This window comes from Microbacterium sp., from assembly GCF_047605725.1.
GTDB lineage: Bacteria > Actinomycetota > Actinomycetes > Actinomycetales > Microbacteriaceae > Microbacterium.
The window spans coordinates 38,779-53,493 of sequence record NZ_JASGFE010000013.1; the positions used below are offsets into that span (position 1 = coordinate 38,779).

Here is a 14,715-nt window from a genome sequence, read left to right on the forward strand (position 1 = left end):
GCTCCGCGCCTCTCACCCGGCGACGCACGTGGGGAGCGCGTCGAGGTCGCCCCCGTCGCGGAGCGCGGTGAGCACGGTGAGCGCGTCGTCGAGCGTGTCGACGGAGAACACCCGCAGGCCCTCCGGAATGTGCCCGACGACCTCGTCGCAGTTGCTCTGCGGTGCGAGGAAGTAGTCGGCACCGGCACCGCGGGCCCCGTAGAGCTTCTGACGGATGCCGCCGATCGGGCCGACCTGCCCGTCGGCGTCGATCGTGCCCGTGCCGGCGACCTCGCGCCCGTCGTTGAGCTCGCCGGGGGTGAGCTTGTCGATGATGCCGAGCGCGAACATCATGCCCGCGCTCGGGCCGCCGACGTCATCGAGCTGAATGGTCACCTGGATCGGGAAGTCGAAGTCCTGCATGATCGTGACGCCGATCGCCCACCGCAGCTCGCCGTCGATCTGCGCCTCGACCGGGGTGACGGAGACCGTCGAGGCGGCACCCCCGCGGACGATGTCGAGGGTCACCGGCGCACCGTCTCCTGCGGCGATCGCCGCACGCAGCGTCTCGGTGTCGGTGACCGCGGTGCCGTCCGCGGCGACGATCACGTCGTCGGGCTCCAGCACGCCGCGGGCGGGCGAGTCGTCGGTGAGCGCGTGCACGCGCACCAGGCGCGTCACGTCGTAGCCGAGCTCGTCGAGGGCCGCGGCGGTCGCCTCCTTCTGCGAGTCGACCATGAGCGCCGCGCTCTGCTGGTTGTGCTCGTCGGTGCTCTGCCCGGAGGGGAAGACGTCATCGATCGGCACCACGGCGCGGGAGGGGTCGAACCACGCGAGCGCCAGCTCGTACCACGACGGCGTGCGCTCGCGGTTTCCCACGACCTCGACGGTGAGCAGGTCGAGGGATCCTGCGGTCGGGTAGGTCTGCGCCCCCTCGATGGAGATCAAGGGCACCTCCTCGCCGTCGGCCGCGGTCGCCTCGCCGAGCGTGTCGTGCACGGGACCGGGCCGCTCGATCACGTACGAGGTGGGCAGCACGGTGAGTACCAGCAGCGCCGCCAGCGCCACCGTGAGCGCCCAGAGGCCGCGTGCCGCGGTTCGCGGCATCCGCCGTCGACGGACGGGGACCACCGCCACGTTCTCGTCGAACAGTGCCACGCGCACCTCTTCCGCCCGGTCGTTCGCGAGCGGCGTAAGCGAGTTGGCACGAAGCCCGGCCGTGCGGCGAACACGTGCGACTAGCGTAGAACGCGACGTCTCCTCCCCGCTGAAAGGCACCTGACATGGCCGATGACGAGCGCTCCCCCGAGGACGAGTTCCAGGAGCTGCTGCGCAACCTGCTGGGCGGTCAGGGCGCCATCGACCCGGAGCGGCTGCAGCAGCTGTCGAGCCTGGGCATCGACCCGGCTATGATGCAGACCGTCATGCAACACCTCCAGGGGGCGATGAGCGGCGACGGATCGATCGACTGGAACGCCGCGAAGACGCAGGCGATGCACCTGGCGAACAAGGACGACCACGGCGTGACCGCCGGCGCCCGGCAGGACATCGACCAGGCCTTCACGCTCGCCGCCCTCTGGCTGAGCGAGGCGACCGCGATCTCCGAGCTGGCCGTGCCGCCGCGCACGCTCACGCGCGGTGCGTGGGTCGAGGCCACCCTGCCGGTGTGGCAGGAGCTCGCAGAGCCGGTGGCGACCTCGATCGCCGACGCGCTCACCGCGGCGATCGACGCGCAGACGCCCGAGGAGATGAAGGGCATCGTCGCCGGCGCCGGCCGGCTGATGCGGGCGCTGGGCGGCTCGCTGTTCGCCGCGCAGCTGGGCGCGGTCGTCGGCCGGCTGTCGCAGGAGGTCGTCTCCGGCGGCGACGTGGGCATCCCGGTCATGCCCGCCGGCGAGGCGGCGATCCTGCCGCAGAACTTCGCCGACTTCGGTCGCGATCTCGACGTCGACGCCGACCAGCTGGCGCTGTACCTTGCCACGCGCGAGCTCGCGCACGCGCGGCTGTTCCGCCACGCCCGCTGGCTGCGCCTGCACGTGATCTCGCAGGTCACCGACTTCGCCCGCGGCATCCACGTCGACACCGACGCGCTGGAGGAGCTCGCCTCCCGCTTCGACCCCTCCGAGCCCGAGGAGCTGCGCAGGGCGCTGGAGAGCGGCGCCCTGATCCCGCAGCGCTCCGACGCGCAATCGGCCGCCCTCACCCGGCTGGAGAACCTGCTGGCCACGATCGAGGGATGGGTCGACGTGGTCACCGCGGCGGCCACGGCACGCCTGCCCGCCGCCGACAAGATCGGCGAGGCCGTGCGCCGGCGCCGCGCGGTGGGGGGTCCCGCCGAGGAGGCGATGGGATCGCTCGTGGGCCTGGAGCTGCGTCCGCGGCGGCTGCGCGAGGCCGCGGCGATGTGGCGGGCGGTGACGGATGCCGTGGGCGCCGAGGCCCGCGACAGCCTGTGGGACTACCCCGACCTCATGCCGACGGCCGAGGACATCGACGACCCCGCGGGGCTCGTGGCGCGCCTGCAGGCTCGAGCCCGCGGCGAGCTGCCCGAGCCGGACGAGCTGGATGCGGCGCTGGAGGCTCTGCTCAACGAGGCCGGCGGCAGCGCACCCGAGGCGCCCGCGTCCGGCTCGGACGACCGCCCGGACGACCCGCAGCCGGTCTGACCAGGCGGACGGGTTCGAGGATCCCTCCACAGCCGGGCGATCGGGCCGAATCCGGCCGTACCCTGTGGACAGCGCGACCACGCCTGCGCTCGGAGGCGCACAATCGTCAGATGCTGCGCATCGCCCCGTCCCAGCCGCCCGTGTGGCGCGACACCACCACCCTCCAGTTCGGTCCCGACGCGGTCGCCCTGCTCGAGGACGTGACCGCGTGGCAGCAGCACCTGGTCGACGCGCTCATGGACGGCATCCCCGACGCGATGCTCGTCCCGCTCGCCCGCGCCCACGGCGCCACCGCGCGCGAGGCCGCCGACTTCCGCGACCGCATCCGGCCCGCGCTCGTACCGGCCGCGCGCGGGCCGGGCCGCGTGCGCGTCGAGCTTCCAGACGACCTCGGCGCCACCGACGCCGAGGCGATCGTCTCCGCCATCGAAGGCGTCGGAGTCGACGTGGCCACCACGACCAGCTGGGTCGACGACGACTCCCGGCTGCCGGTGGTGGTGGTCGCCCACCGCCTGCTCGAGCCGCGCCGGGCCGCGCGACTGGTCTCGCGGGACATCCCGCACATACCCCTGGAGCTGTCCGGCGACCGGGTGACCGCAGGTCCCCTGGTGGTACCCGGCCGGACCGCCTGCCTGTCCTGTCTGCACGCCCATCGCAGCGACGCCGACCCGTCCTGGCCGCTCGTCGCGGCCCAGCTGCTGGGACGACCCGCGGTGCCGAGCGAGCGGGCCCTGATCCTGGAAGGGGCCCTCCTCGCCGCGCGGCTGCTGCGGGCCGGCGCGGGCACACAGACCCGTTCGGTGACGATCAGCGCGGCACGCGGCCACCGGACCTGGCACGTGCATCGACCGCACGCAGCGTGCCTGTGCCGATCTCCTGCAGGAACCGCGACGGCTGCCGCTCCCGCGCCCCTGAGGCGCGCGCCCAGGACACCGACAGCGTGCGCGCAGCCCGCGTGATGCCGACATAGGCGAGCCGACGTTCCTCGTCGACCTGCTCGAACGTGGTGGCGAACGAGATCGGCAGCAGGCCCTCGGCGAGCCCGACCAGATGGACATGGTCCCACTCCAGTCCCTTGGCCGCGTGCAGCGTCGACAGCGTCACGGTGCGCATCGCCGGCTCGTGCTGGTCCTTGGCCCGCGCGAGCAGCTCATCGCTGAAGGCGCGCAGGGACGTGCCCGCCGGAGCGTCCTCGGCCATGCGCAGCACGGCCGCGCGGGCCTCCCACACCTCGCGGGCGGCGCCCCCGGCAGCGGGCGGCTCGTCGGTGTGCCCTGCGTTTCGGAGGATGTCGCGCACGGTGGCCAGGAACGAGGTCTCCATCGGCGCCACCGACGCCGCGCGCAGCTCCATGATCGCCCGGCGCACCTCGGGCAGGTCGAAGAAGCGCCGGCCCCCCAGCACCGATGCCGCGATGCCACGCCGTGCCAGGGCCGCCAGCAGCGGCGCGGACTGCGCGTTCACGCGGTACAGCACCGCGACCGCGGACGGGTCGGTCCCGGCCGCCAGCTGCGCCGCCACGGACGCGGCGACCCCCTCGGCCTCCGCGGCGTCGTCCGGATAGGCGGTGACCGTAGGCGCGGCCGCTCCCGCCGGATCCGCCGCTCCTGCTCCCGTCGGCTCCGCGGCGTCCGCTCCCGCCTGACCGGCGGCGACGAGCACGAGAGCGCCCGGGCGCCCGCGCATGAGCGCGTTGGCGACGGCGAGGACCGCGGCATCCGATCGGTAGTTCTCCTCCAGCCGCACGACGCGCGCCTCCGGGTAGCGCTCGGCGAATCCGAGCAGCAGCCGGGGATCCGCCCCCGCGAAGGAGTAGATGGTCTGGCTGACATCGCCCACGACGCACACGTCGCGCCGATCGCCCAGCCACACCTCCAGCAGGCGCTGCTGCACGGGCGAGACGTCCTGGAACTCGTCCACGGTGAAGTGCCGGTACTGCTCGCGCACCGACGCCGCCACCCGCGGCTCGGACTCCAGCATGCCCGCACAGGCCAGCAGCACATCCTCGAAGTCCAGCTGGCGACGCTGGTCCTTCAGCCGCTCGTACCGGGCCTGCAGGTCGACGACGGCATCGTGTGCGTACCCGCCCACGCCCCCCGGGCGCGCCCGCGCCGCCTCCTCGATGCCTCGCATCGTGACCTTCCGCCACTCGATATGGGCGGCCACGTCGCGCAGCGCCGCGCCCTCGGCGGGAAGACGCAGCTCGTCGGCGGCCTGGGCCAGCAGGCGCACCTTGTTGTCGACCAGCGCGGGGGCGCTGTCGCCGGTCAGCTGCGGCCAGAAGTAGTTCAGCTGCGCCAGGGCCGCCGAGTGGAAGGTCCGCGCCGACACGCCCTGCACGCCCAGCGCCCGCAGCCGCCCGCGCAGCTCGCCGGCCGCCTTCGTCGTGAAGCTCAGCGCCATGACCCGCGCGGGTGAGAACGCCCCGGTGTCGACGCCGTAGGCGATGCGACGCGTCAGCACCCGCGTCTTCCCCGTTCCCGCACCGGCCAGCACGCACACGGGGCCGCGCACCGCGGTCGCCGCCTCGCGCTGCCGCTCGTCCAGTCCTTCGAGCGCGCGCTCGGTCATCCGGCCAGCCACCCCGCGATCAGCCGGTGCGCGATCGAGGAGGGCCCGGGCAGGCGCACGGGGCCCTCGCCCGCCAGCGCGTCCTCCAGCTCCGCACGGGCGAACCAGCGCACCCGAACGATCTCCTCGCCGTCCGGGCGGGCGTTGTGCTCGTCGATCGCGGTCGCCTCGAAGCCGAGCATGAGCGAGCGCGGGTACGGCCACGCCTGCGAGCCGCGATAGCGCAGGTCCGTCACCTGCACGCCCGCCTCCTCCTGGATCTCCCGCGCGACCGCCGCCTCCAGTCCTTCCCCCGCCTCGACGAAGCCGGCGAAGGCGGAGTAGCCGCCCTCGGCCGCCCACAGCGCGTTCTGGCCGAGCAGCAGCCGCTCGCCGTCGCGGCTGGCCACCGCGACGATCACCGCGGGGTCGGTGCGCGGGAAGTGCTCGCGTCCGCACCCGGAGCACAGGCGCGACCATCCCGCCGTGGCGAGCTCTGCCCGCTCGCCGCACGTGGTGCAGAACGCCGCGTCGTGGAGCCACCGGGCCAGGCACACCGCCGTCACGAGGGTGTCGGCCTCGGCGGCCGGCAGCACCGCCCCGAGCGTCCGCAACGACACACAGTCCCCGGCGTCGTCGGCGGCGGTCGCGTCCGACGGCAGCGCCGCGACGAGCACGCCCGCCCCGGCCTCGTCACGGCCCAGGAACGCCCACCGCGCGTTCGTCCTGACCTCGCGCGGGGCGACGAAACGCAGTCGTCCGGGGGCCTGCAACGCGGCGCGGTCGTCCTGGACGACCAGCACGCGCGTGTGCTCATCGGCGCGCAGCCGCCCGATCAGCCCCGGTTCGAAGCGCTCCGCGCCCGCACGATGCAGCGCGCCGGCGACGGATGCCGGGGGCCGGGAGAGCTCCTGGGGCGTCATCGAGGACCTCTCTTGCCGGGCGTGGCGCGGTGGTGGCGGGGCGCGCTCCCCCTACCCTGGGGGACATGGCCCGCTCACCGTTCACTCTAGCCGCGTCGGTCTCCTCCGCTCTTGCGCAGGTGAGCGTCGTGCGCGTCGCCGCACTCACCGAAGGGGCCGCCGGGCGCTACGACAGCGCCGTGGCCACGCTCGACGACGGCCGCAGCGTCGTCGTACGCGTCCCGACCGACGCCGAGGCCGACATGGAGCTGCGCGCCGAGATGCACGCGCTCCGCGCGCTCACGCCGGGCGTGCGCGGCGTGCTCCCCTTCGAAGCCCCCGAGGTGCTCGGCGAGTCCTCGGTCGGCGGCGCGCTCGCCCTCGTGCAGACCATGCTCACCGGCTATCGCGTCGACGGCGCGCACATCCCCGCCGGCCCTGGGGTGGCCACCGCGATCGCCACGGCCATCGCCGACATTCACGACCTGCCGCACACCGTGGTGCGCGACGGCGGACTCCCCCTGCGCAGCAGCGGCCAGCTGCGCGACGAGGCGGAGCGGCTGCTCGATCGCGCCGAGGCCACCGGACACCTGCCCTTCGGCCTGCTGCGTCGGTGGAGCCAGGCGCTCGCGACCGAGCCGCTGTGGCGGTTCGAGACGACCGTGACCCTGGGCGGCGCCGACCCCGCCTCGTTCGTCCTGACCGACACCGACGGCGTGCCGGCCGTGACGGGGCTGCTGGCCTGGGGCGGTCTCAGCGTCGGCGATCCCGCGATCGACCTGCGCTGGACCGCGGCGGCACCGGCCTGCCGTGACGACGTGCTCGCCGCATATGCGGCGCGCACCGGACGCGGCCTCGACCCGCTGCTGTCCGCCCGAGCCCGGCTGTACGCGGAGCTCGAGTTCGCGAAGTGGCTCGTGCACGGTCACGGCGCCGGCTCCGAATCGGTGGTGGCGGATGCCGTAGGCCTGCTCACCTCGCTCGACGAGAGCGTGCGCGACGAACCCCTGTTCACCCGCACCGACGTCGACGTCGACGATGCCCTCGCCCTCCTCGGCCGGGTGCCCGACAGCGCCGCCGAGCTCGTGGACACCTCGATGCAGACCGACGCCTACGATCCGGCGACGATGAGCGCGGCGCTGCCGAGCGAGCCTCCGACGGGCGACCGCGCCTCGCACGCGCACATCTCCACCGCGCCGATCGAGCTGTCCGACTGGTCCCCGCAGTCCGCCGAGGCGGAGAGCGACCAGGCCGCCCAGAACGCGCTGCGGCGCTGGACCGAGAGCGCCTGAGCCCCGTTCGACCCCGGGCAGCGGCCTGATTCAGCCGCGCAGCACGAGGTCGTCGGCGACGTAGTACAGCGCGACGTCGATCTGGTCGTACGGCACCCCGTGACGCGCGTGGTATGCCTGCCGGTACAGCTCCAGCTGCAGCATCCGCTCCTCTCGTTCGCGCGCGGTGCGCGGCGGGCGGCCCGTCTTCCAGTCCACGATCTCGATCCGGCCGCCGCGATCATGGCGGCGGTAGACGGCGTCGAGCTTGCAGATCACCACGTGCGGCCGTCCGTCGCCGAGCAGGTCGTCCGTCGTGAAGTCGATCTCGGTCTCGACCTCCAGCGGCTGCAACCGCCCCCACTCCGACGCGAGGAACGTGCGGATCAGCCCCTCCAGCGCCTCGGCGTCGCCGGCGGCATCGTCCTCGCCCTGCCACAGCGGGTCGTCGAGCGAGGCGCGCCCGCCGGTCAGGCCCGATCGCTGCTCCACCCAGGCGTGGAAGAGCGTGCCCAGCCGGGTCTGCCGGTACGGACGCTCCGGCATGGGTCGGGCGAGAGCGGCCACAGCCCCGTCGAGGTCGGCCGCGAACTCCTTGTAGCGTGACGCGGGGATCCGCGTCGGCGCCGCCGCGTGCCGCTCCGGCCTGTGGGCGGCGCGCTCGGCCAGCAGCAGCTCGAGGTCGCGGTCCGGCTCGGCCGGTGCCGCCTCCTGTGCGCGCCGGACGGCCGCGGCGGCCGCCCGCACCACCTCGCGTCGCGCGCCGAGCGGGTCCAGCGGCCAGCGCAGCGTCTGCCGCCGGTCCGCGTACGGGTTCTCGGCCGTCACGGTGTCCGCGACGGCCGGCAGCCCGAGCGCACCGGCGATCTCCGCGAGGAACCGGCTGGGCGGTCGCGGGCGCTTCGTTCCCGCCCAGGGGGCCGCGCTCAGCAAGAGCCGCTCGCGCGCGCGTGTCACCGCCACGTAGGCGAGCCGCCGCTCCTCCTCGATGCGGCGGTCGCGCAGGGCGCCCGCGAAGTCCTCGAACGCCGCCTTGAGGTCCTGCTGGGTGGGGGCCTCGGCCCGCTCCCAGCGCAGCCGGGGCAGCCAGCGCGCGTCGCCGCGGAACTCGTAGGGCAGCACGCCGAACCCGAGCCAGCCGCGCCCGTCGGCGAATCGGGCGGGAAGCTCGTCCTCCACGCAGCGCACGATCGCGACGGCATCCCACTCCAGCCCCTTGGCGCCGTGGATCGTGAGCAGCTGCACGACGTCGTCCTCGGGCGGCTCGGTGCGGGGCGCGAACTCGTCGAGCCGCTCGGCGCGGTCGAGCCACGCGAGCAGGTTCGACAGCGACCCGCTCTCGTCGGTGGCGAGGAATCCCTGCAGCTCGTCGACGAAGGCGCGCAGCTGATCGCCGGCCACGCGCACCGGACCGCGGGCCTCGTTCGCGGCCAGCTCGATGTCGAGGTTCAGCTCGTCGACGATGGCGCGCACGAGCTCAGGGATCGGCAGACCCACCGAGCGGCGCAGGCCCGCGAACACCGCGCCCGCCTCACGCAGCCGTTCGCGCCCCTGTGCGGTCAGCCCTGCCAGCCAGCCGTGGTCAGCCGGATGCCGCAGCACGAACTCCAGCGCCTCGACGAGCACGCCGCGATCCTCGCCCCGGCCGACCAGCTCGGGGGCCAGCGGCTGCAACGCCGCGTCGTGGCGAGCGATGCGGCGGGCCAGGTCCCCCAGGGCGCGCAGGTCGGCGAGGCCGATCGCCCAGCGCGGACCGGCGAGGAGCCGGATCAGCGCCGACCCGGCCCGGGGATCGCTCAGCACGCGCAGCGCCGCCACGACGTCGACCACCTCGGGCGTGGACAGGAGCCCCCCGAGGCCCAGCACCCGATGCGGCACGCCGCGCCGGCCCAGCGCCTCGGCGAAGCGGCCCATGTGCCGCTTGCCGCGGAACAGGATCGCCCCGGTCGCGGTCGCGCCGGCCTGCGCGCGCTCGGCGCGGAGGCGCGCGAACCACTCCGCCACCCGGTCGGCCTCGGCGTCGAGATCGTCGGCCACGACGATCTCGACGCTCCCCTGCGGCGCGTCCGGTCGAGCGCGGAGCGGTTCGACGGAGTGACCGGAGGCCAACGGCGCCAGCACGGCCTCGGCGGCGCGCAGCACGCCGACGCCGTTGCGCCAGCTCGTCAGAAGCGTGTAGCGCGCACACGCGGCATCCTCGCTCTCCGCGCCGGATTCAAGACCCGCACGGAACGCGTCCGGGAACCCGTCGAGGTTGCCCGCGCTCGCGCCGCGCCAGCCGTAGATGGACTGGTGCGGATCGCCCACTGCCATCACCGCAGTGCCTGCGAAGGCCGCCGCCAGCAGCTCGGTCTGGGCGACCGAGGTGTCCTGGTACTCGTCCAGGAGCACGACCCGATACCTGTCGCGCAGCTCCGCGGCGACGGCGGCGTGCCCGCGCACGAGCTCGTGCGCACCGGCGACCTGGTCGGCGAAGTCGATCACGCCGAGGCGGCGCTTGCGGTCGCGGTACTCGCGGGCGAGGCAGGCGAGCACCTCGAGCCCCCCGACGCGCGTAGCCGCCTCGGCGACAGCCCGGTAGACGGTCACGCCCCTGCGCTCCGACGGGCGCTCGCACACGTCCGCGAAGCGGGCCGGGAACGCGGCCAGCGCATCGAGGTCGACACCGTGGTCGGTGCTGTCGCGGGCGATGCGCAGCGCGGCGTCGACGATCGTACGGACCGCCTCGTCGCGGAGGTCGAGCCGCGGGTCGTCACTGTCGAACACGACGCGCCGCATGAGCAGCCACGCCGCCGGCTCGCTGAGCACCGACGCGTCGGCGTCGCGCCCGGCCCGCACCGCGTGCTCGCGCACGACCGCATCGGCGAACGCGTTGTAGGTGGTCACGGTCGGCCGGTCCAGCAGGGCGTCTGAGGCCTCGTCGGGGCCGCCGTCGGCGCCGACGAGGCGCGCGAGGGCGTCGAGTCGGGCGCGGCGGGCGCTCTCGGGCGCGCCGGCGCGCTCGAGAGCGCCGAACACGTCGAGCTCCCCCGCCGCATGCAGCCGCGGCAGGTGCGGGACCAGCCCGCGACGCTCGAACTCGTCCAGGCGCGCGAGCCGCTGCCGGATGCGCTCACCGAGCTCGCCCGCGGCCTTGCGTGTGAACGTGAGACCCAGCACCTCATCGCGTCGTACGAACCCGCCCGCGACGAGCCACACGACCCGCGCGGCCATGGTCTCGGTCTTGCCGCTGCCGGCCCCGGCCACCACGAGGGCCGGGGCGAGCGGGGCGGAGATCACGCGCGACTGCTCGGCGGTGGGGGGGAACCGGCCGAGAGCGGCCGCGATCGCCTCCGGGGACGGCGCCGTCATGCCGAGCTCACCGCCCCCACGGTGTGGATGCGGCACAGCGCGTGACTGTGCTCGTCGCGGCAGTGCTCCTCGTAGGGGGCGAGGAACTCGTGGCCTGTCATGACGGATGCCGCCGCCAGCACGCGATCGACGAAGCGCGCCCGCGTCTCGTCGTCGAACGGCGGCTGCCGTGGCGTCGCCGGCGCCCGCCCGGCCCGCAGCACGAGCAGCTTCGCGCCCCCGGCCGGGAGCCCCGCGACCTCGGGGATGGCGCCGCGCTCGAACGCGAGCTGGTAGGCCGCGAGCTGGGCGTGGTCGGCGACGGCCCTGTCGGTGGTCGGCTCGTACCGCCCGGTCTTGAGATCGACGATCTCCACGGTGCCCGCGGCGGTGAGTTCGACGCGGTCGATCGTGCCGCTGAGCACGACGCCGTGCGCGTCCGTGGCGCCGTCGCCGGCGCCCGCATCGCCGTCCTTCCACGCGCCGTCACCAGCGCGTCCGCCCTCGCCCTCGCCCTCGCCCTCGCCCTCGCCCTCGAACGGCAGGGTCACCTCGAACCGCGGCTCGGCGCTCACGAGTCGCCCTCCCGCCGCGGCGAACTCGCGCAGGTAGCCGGCGAGACCGACGACCAGCTCGCGCGCACGGCGGCGCTCGGCCCGCTCGCGCCAGGGCGCGTCGAACTCCAGCTCGCCCCAGCGCGCCTCGACCACGCGCCACAGCGACTCCTCGTCCACCCCCGCCGCGGTCTCCAGCGCCGCATGAATGATCGTGCCGAGGCCGGCCCCGCCGCTGCCCGGGTCGGCACCGAGCTCCGCCAGGAGCCAGTTCAGCTCGCACTCCTCCAGCTCGTGCAGCCGCGAGGGCGACACCCGCACGTCCTCGCGGGCGAGGTCGCGAAGCGGCGCCGTCGACGACGAGTCCCGCATGCCGTACCACTGGCCCGGATCGGCGCCGCGCACGCCCGCCGCGGCCAGAAGTGCGAGCTGGCCGGGCGCGCCGGCACGATCGGCCGCGCTGGAGCGTGGATCGGTGAGCGCCCGCCGATGCTGCGCGACCAGCCCCTCCAGCGACAGCGGGTGGCTCCCCGAGGGCGCTGCCGGCTCGGGCAGGAACTCGAACAGCCCACTGGGGCCGGTGTCGTCATCGTCCACCGCGGTGATCACCAGCAGCGACCGCGCCCGCGACACCGCCCGGGCGAACAGCCGCAGCTCGTCGTGCAGTGCGGCGCGCCGGCGGTCCACGGCATCCGCTTCGTCGGCCAGCCGCCAGGTCTCTAGCAGGCCCCCGCGCACCCGCAGGTTCGGCCACACGCCGTCCTGCACCCCCGCGACAACGACTGTGTCGAACTCCGCGCCCAGGGCGCCTGCGGGGGTCACGACCCGCACGACCTGCTCGGGCACGCCCGGCTCGAGCCGGTCCTCGGCGACGTCGGAGTCGAGGACCCCGCGCACGAACGTCAACGCCGTGCCGTCTCCGGTGCGCTCCCCGTGCCGCTTGGCGGACTGGAACAGCGCCACGACCGCGTCGAGGTCGCGGCGTGCGCGCTCGGCCACCGGTCCGTGCCCGGCCGCCGCGCTCGCCCAGGGGCGCTCCTGTCCCGACCTTTCCCACGCGGTCCACAGCAGCTCGTGCGCGGTCGCGCCCTGCGCGAGCTGCTCTCGCAGCCGCGCGATCGTGCCTGCGACGCGCGATGCTCGACGTGCCTCGCGCGTATCGATCAGATCGAGCTCGAGCGGGTGGGTCAGCGCCGAGACCACCAGCTCGTCGCCGGAGCGCTCACCGCCCGAGCGCAGCTCGGCGTGACGCAGCGCGGTGCGCAGGCGCCGCAACTCGATCGCGTCGAGGCCCCCCGCCTCCAGCAGGTCGACGGCTGCGGCGCGATCGGGCATGCCGGTCGCGGCGAGCTCGACGAGCCGCAAGAGGCTGCGCGTCGCGGGGATGCTGCCGAGCGGCGCCCCTCCGCCTCCCGCTCGGGTCGGCACCTCGCGCGCCGCCAGCTCGGCCTCCAGGGATGCGACCTGGGCCGAGTCGTGCGCGATCACGACGCACTCCGACCACGGCACACCGCCGTGCACGTGACGCTCCCGCAGCACGCGCGCGACGACGTCGCACTCCTCGCCCGCCGACCGGACCGCGAACGCGCGCACCGAGCCGTCCGGGTCCGCCCCCGAGGGCCTCCGCCGGTGCGCGACGACGCCGACCGCGCCGATGTGCGCGGTCACCGCAGCCACGAGGTCGTGCTGCGCGGGCGTGCCGCGGTGCACGCGCCTGAGCACGTGCAGCGGCATCCCTCGCGTCAGCCGCGCGAAGTTCTCCGGCGTCGCACCGCGGAACGCCCCCGACCCGACGTCGGGGTCGCCGAACGCGAGCACCGCGATGCCGCGTGCGCGGCACGCCTCCAGCAGTTCCACGCCCCCGAGGGTCAGCTCCTGCGCATCGTCGACGAGGATCGCCCGCAGCCGGTCGACGCCGCCGAGTCCGGGCGAACCGGACGGGAGCCTGCGCACGAGACCCGCGGCCTCGCGCACGAGACCCGCCGCGTCGCGATGCGCCCCGCGCATCCCGTCGCGCACCCGGTGGTACTCGCTGGCGAACGACGCGAGCGCCCCCCACACCGGCACGCCCCGCTCCCGGGCCAGCTCGGCGAGCCGGTCGGGGTCGATCCCCAGACTCGTGCACTCGGCGAGGAACGCGCGTACCTCCGCCCGGAACCCGCGCGTGGCGCGCACGGCCGCAGACACCGCCGCAGGCCACCGGGATGGGCCGGATGCCTCGTCCTCGGCATCCCCGTCGAGCAGGTCGCGCACGAGCTGGTCCTCGTCGGGACCGGTCAGCAGCTGCGGCGGCTCGGCACCCGCGTGCACGCACGCCGCGCGTACGATCTGGAACGCCACGGCGGCGAGCGACCGCGCCAACGGGCCCCCGGTGGCGACCCCGACCGCCAGCGCGAGCCGGTCGCGCAGCGCCGTCGCCGACTGCCGCGTGGGAGTGACCACCACCAGCGCACCCGGGTCGACGCCGGCCGCGACCAGCCGCGCCACGCGGGCCACGATCGTCGCCGTCTTTCCCGTGCCGGGGGCCCCCACCACCGCGCCGGATGCCTCGACGGGCAGCGCGCACACAGCCTCTTGCGCACCGTCCAGCACGATCTCCGGCGCGCGCTTCACGGCGGGGCGCGCGGGTCGATCCATGCGGTCCACGCTAGCCGCCGGCTCCGACACGCCCGCCGCGCGGGTCGGCGCTGCGGGCGCACCCGACCCGCTCCGGCGTGTCGTAGAGTCGAAGGGCGCCCGGGAGGCCGGGCGGGAGAGGCAGTCATCCGTGGAGATCCGCATCGGCATCGCCAACACCGGCCGCGAGCTCAGCTTCGAGTCCGCCGAGTCCGCCGAGTCCGTCCGCACCGCGGTCACGACGGCGCTCGACTCCGGCGCCGCCTCGGTCGCCTTCGCCGACGCGAAGGGCAACTCCTACATCGTGCCGACGGCGGGCATCGCGTTCGTCGAGATCGGCACCGAGGAGTCGCGCCGCATCGGCTTCGTCGCCTGAGGCGCCGCGTGGAGATCCTGCTCGCCTACCTCGTGGGCGCCGCCGTGGGCGCCCTGCTGCACTTTCTGATGGCCGGCCGCGACACGCGCGGCGCGGCGCTGGGCCCGGTCCTCGGCGCGCTCATCGGCGCGGCGGTGTGGCTGGCGATGACCTGGACCGGCGCCACCACGCTGGAGCCATGGATCTGGCTGGCGTCGTTCGCCGCGCCGCTGCTGGTCGCACCGCTGATCCTGATGCTCCGGCGCGTGCGCGCCGCCCATGACGAGCGCGAGCGCGCCCGGCTGGGCCTGGTCTGACGCCTGGCCGCAATCCGGCCTCGCGAGACCTCTTGTTTGCAACGGTTTTCGTCGAAAACCGTTGCAAACGCGAGGTCTCGCGCACCCCAAGCGGCATGTTGAGGGTCTCCGCTGCCTAGGTGTTCTATGCAGCGAGGTTGGTGACGGTGTGGTGGGGGCAGCGGCTGATGGGTGG

General features: G+C 74.9%; 9 protein-coding genes. 4 read left to right on the forward strand and 5 right to left on the reverse strand.

What is annotated here, in order from left to right; genetic code table 11:
- Positions 1 to 12 precede the first annotated feature (12 nt).
- Positions 13 to 1,137 carry a PDZ domain-containing protein gene (locus tag QM641_RS04555; protein WP_415113901.1) on the reverse strand — a complete coding sequence of 375 codons (1,125 nt, stop codon included), beginning with the start codon at positions 1,135 to 1,137 and terminating at the stop codon, positions 13 to 15.
- 125 nt (positions 1,138 to 1,262) lie between these two features.
- Between QM641_RS04555 and QM641_RS04560 the strand changes: the two genes are divergently transcribed.
- A complete protein-coding gene (locus QM641_RS04560) occupies positions 1,263 to 2,645 on the forward strand; it encodes a zinc-dependent metalloprotease (protein ID WP_415113903.1) in 1,383 nt (460 codons plus the stop codon).
- Between the two features lie 807 nt (positions 2,646 to 3,452).
- Here QM641_RS04560 and QM641_RS04565 read toward each other — a convergent pair.
- Entirely contained in the window at positions 3,453 to 5,216 is a 1,764-nt protein-coding gene (locus QM641_RS04565; protein WP_415113905.1) for an ATP-dependent helicase, read from the reverse strand.
- Positions 5,213 to 6,118, reverse strand: coding sequence for an NAD(+) diphosphatase (gene nudC / locus QM641_RS04570; protein WP_415113907.1), 906 nt, complete (start codon positions 6,116 to 6,118; stop codon positions 5,213 to 5,215). Before nudC ends, QM641_RS04565 begins: the two co-directional genes overlap by 4 nt.
- A 65-nt stretch (positions 6,119 to 6,183) precedes the next feature.
- Here nudC and QM641_RS04575 point away from each other — a divergent pair, with 65 nt between their 5' ends.
- Positions 6,184 to 7,389 (forward strand): phosphotransferase, encoded by a 1,206-nt coding sequence (locus QM641_RS04575; protein WP_415113909.1) that lies wholly within the window; start codon positions 6,184 to 6,186, stop codon positions 7,387 to 7,389.
- A gap of 30 nt (positions 7,390 to 7,419) precedes the next feature.
- Here QM641_RS04575 and QM641_RS04580 read toward each other — a convergent pair whose 3' ends face one another.
- Positions 7,420 to 10,719: a UvrD-helicase domain-containing protein gene (locus QM641_RS04580; protein WP_415113911.1), complete on the reverse strand. Its 3,300-nt coding sequence runs from the start codon at positions 10,717 to 10,719 to the stop codon at positions 7,420 to 7,422.
- The gene (locus tag QM641_RS04585; protein WP_415113913.1) at positions 10,716 to 13,889 is read right to left on the reverse strand and encodes an ATP-dependent helicase; all 3,174 of its coding nucleotides are present in this window, start codon (positions 13,887 to 13,889) and stop codon (positions 10,716 to 10,718) included. Before QM641_RS04585 ends, QM641_RS04580 begins: the two co-directional genes overlap by 4 nt.
- A 130-nt stretch (positions 13,890 to 14,019) precedes the next feature.
- Here QM641_RS04585 and QM641_RS04590 point away from each other — a divergent pair, with 130 nt between their 5' ends.
- Entirely contained in the window at positions 14,020 to 14,244 is a 225-nt protein-coding gene (locus tag QM641_RS04590) for a DUF3107 domain-containing protein (RefSeq protein ID WP_415113915.1), read from the forward strand.
- Positions 14,245 to 14,252: 8 nt separating this feature from the next.
- Positions 14,253 to 14,540: a hypothetical protein gene (locus QM641_RS04595; protein ID WP_415113917.1), complete on the forward strand. Its 288-nt coding sequence runs from the start codon at positions 14,253 to 14,255 to the stop codon at positions 14,538 to 14,540.
- Positions 14,541 to 14,715: the final 175 nt, after the last annotated feature.

Bases quoted from the DNA above. Each gene is read 5' to 3' on its own strand.
- nudC (WP_415113907.1), bottom strand. From the start codon at position 6,118: ATGACGCCCCAGGAGCTCTCCCGGCCCCCGGCATCCGTCGCCGGCGCG.
- QM641_RS04575 (WP_415113909.1), top strand. From the start codon at position 6,184: ATGGCCCGCTCACCGTTCACTCTAGCCGCGTCGGTCTCCTCCGCTCTT.
- QM641_RS04585 (WP_415113913.1), bottom strand. From the start codon at position 13,889: ATGGATCGACCCGCGCGCCCCGCCGTGAAGCGCGCGCCGGAGATCGTG.
- QM641_RS04580 (WP_415113911.1), bottom strand. From the start codon at position 10,719: ATGACGGCGCCGTCCCCGGAGGCGATCGCGGCCGCTCTCGGCCGGTTC.
- QM641_RS04565 (WP_415113905.1), bottom strand. From the start codon at position 5,216: ATGACCGAGCGCGCGCTCGAAGGACTGGACGAGCGGCAGCGCGAGGCG.
- QM641_RS04560 (WP_415113903.1), top strand. From the start codon at position 1,263: ATGGCCGATGACGAGCGCTCCCCCGAGGACGAGTTCCAGGAGCTGCTG.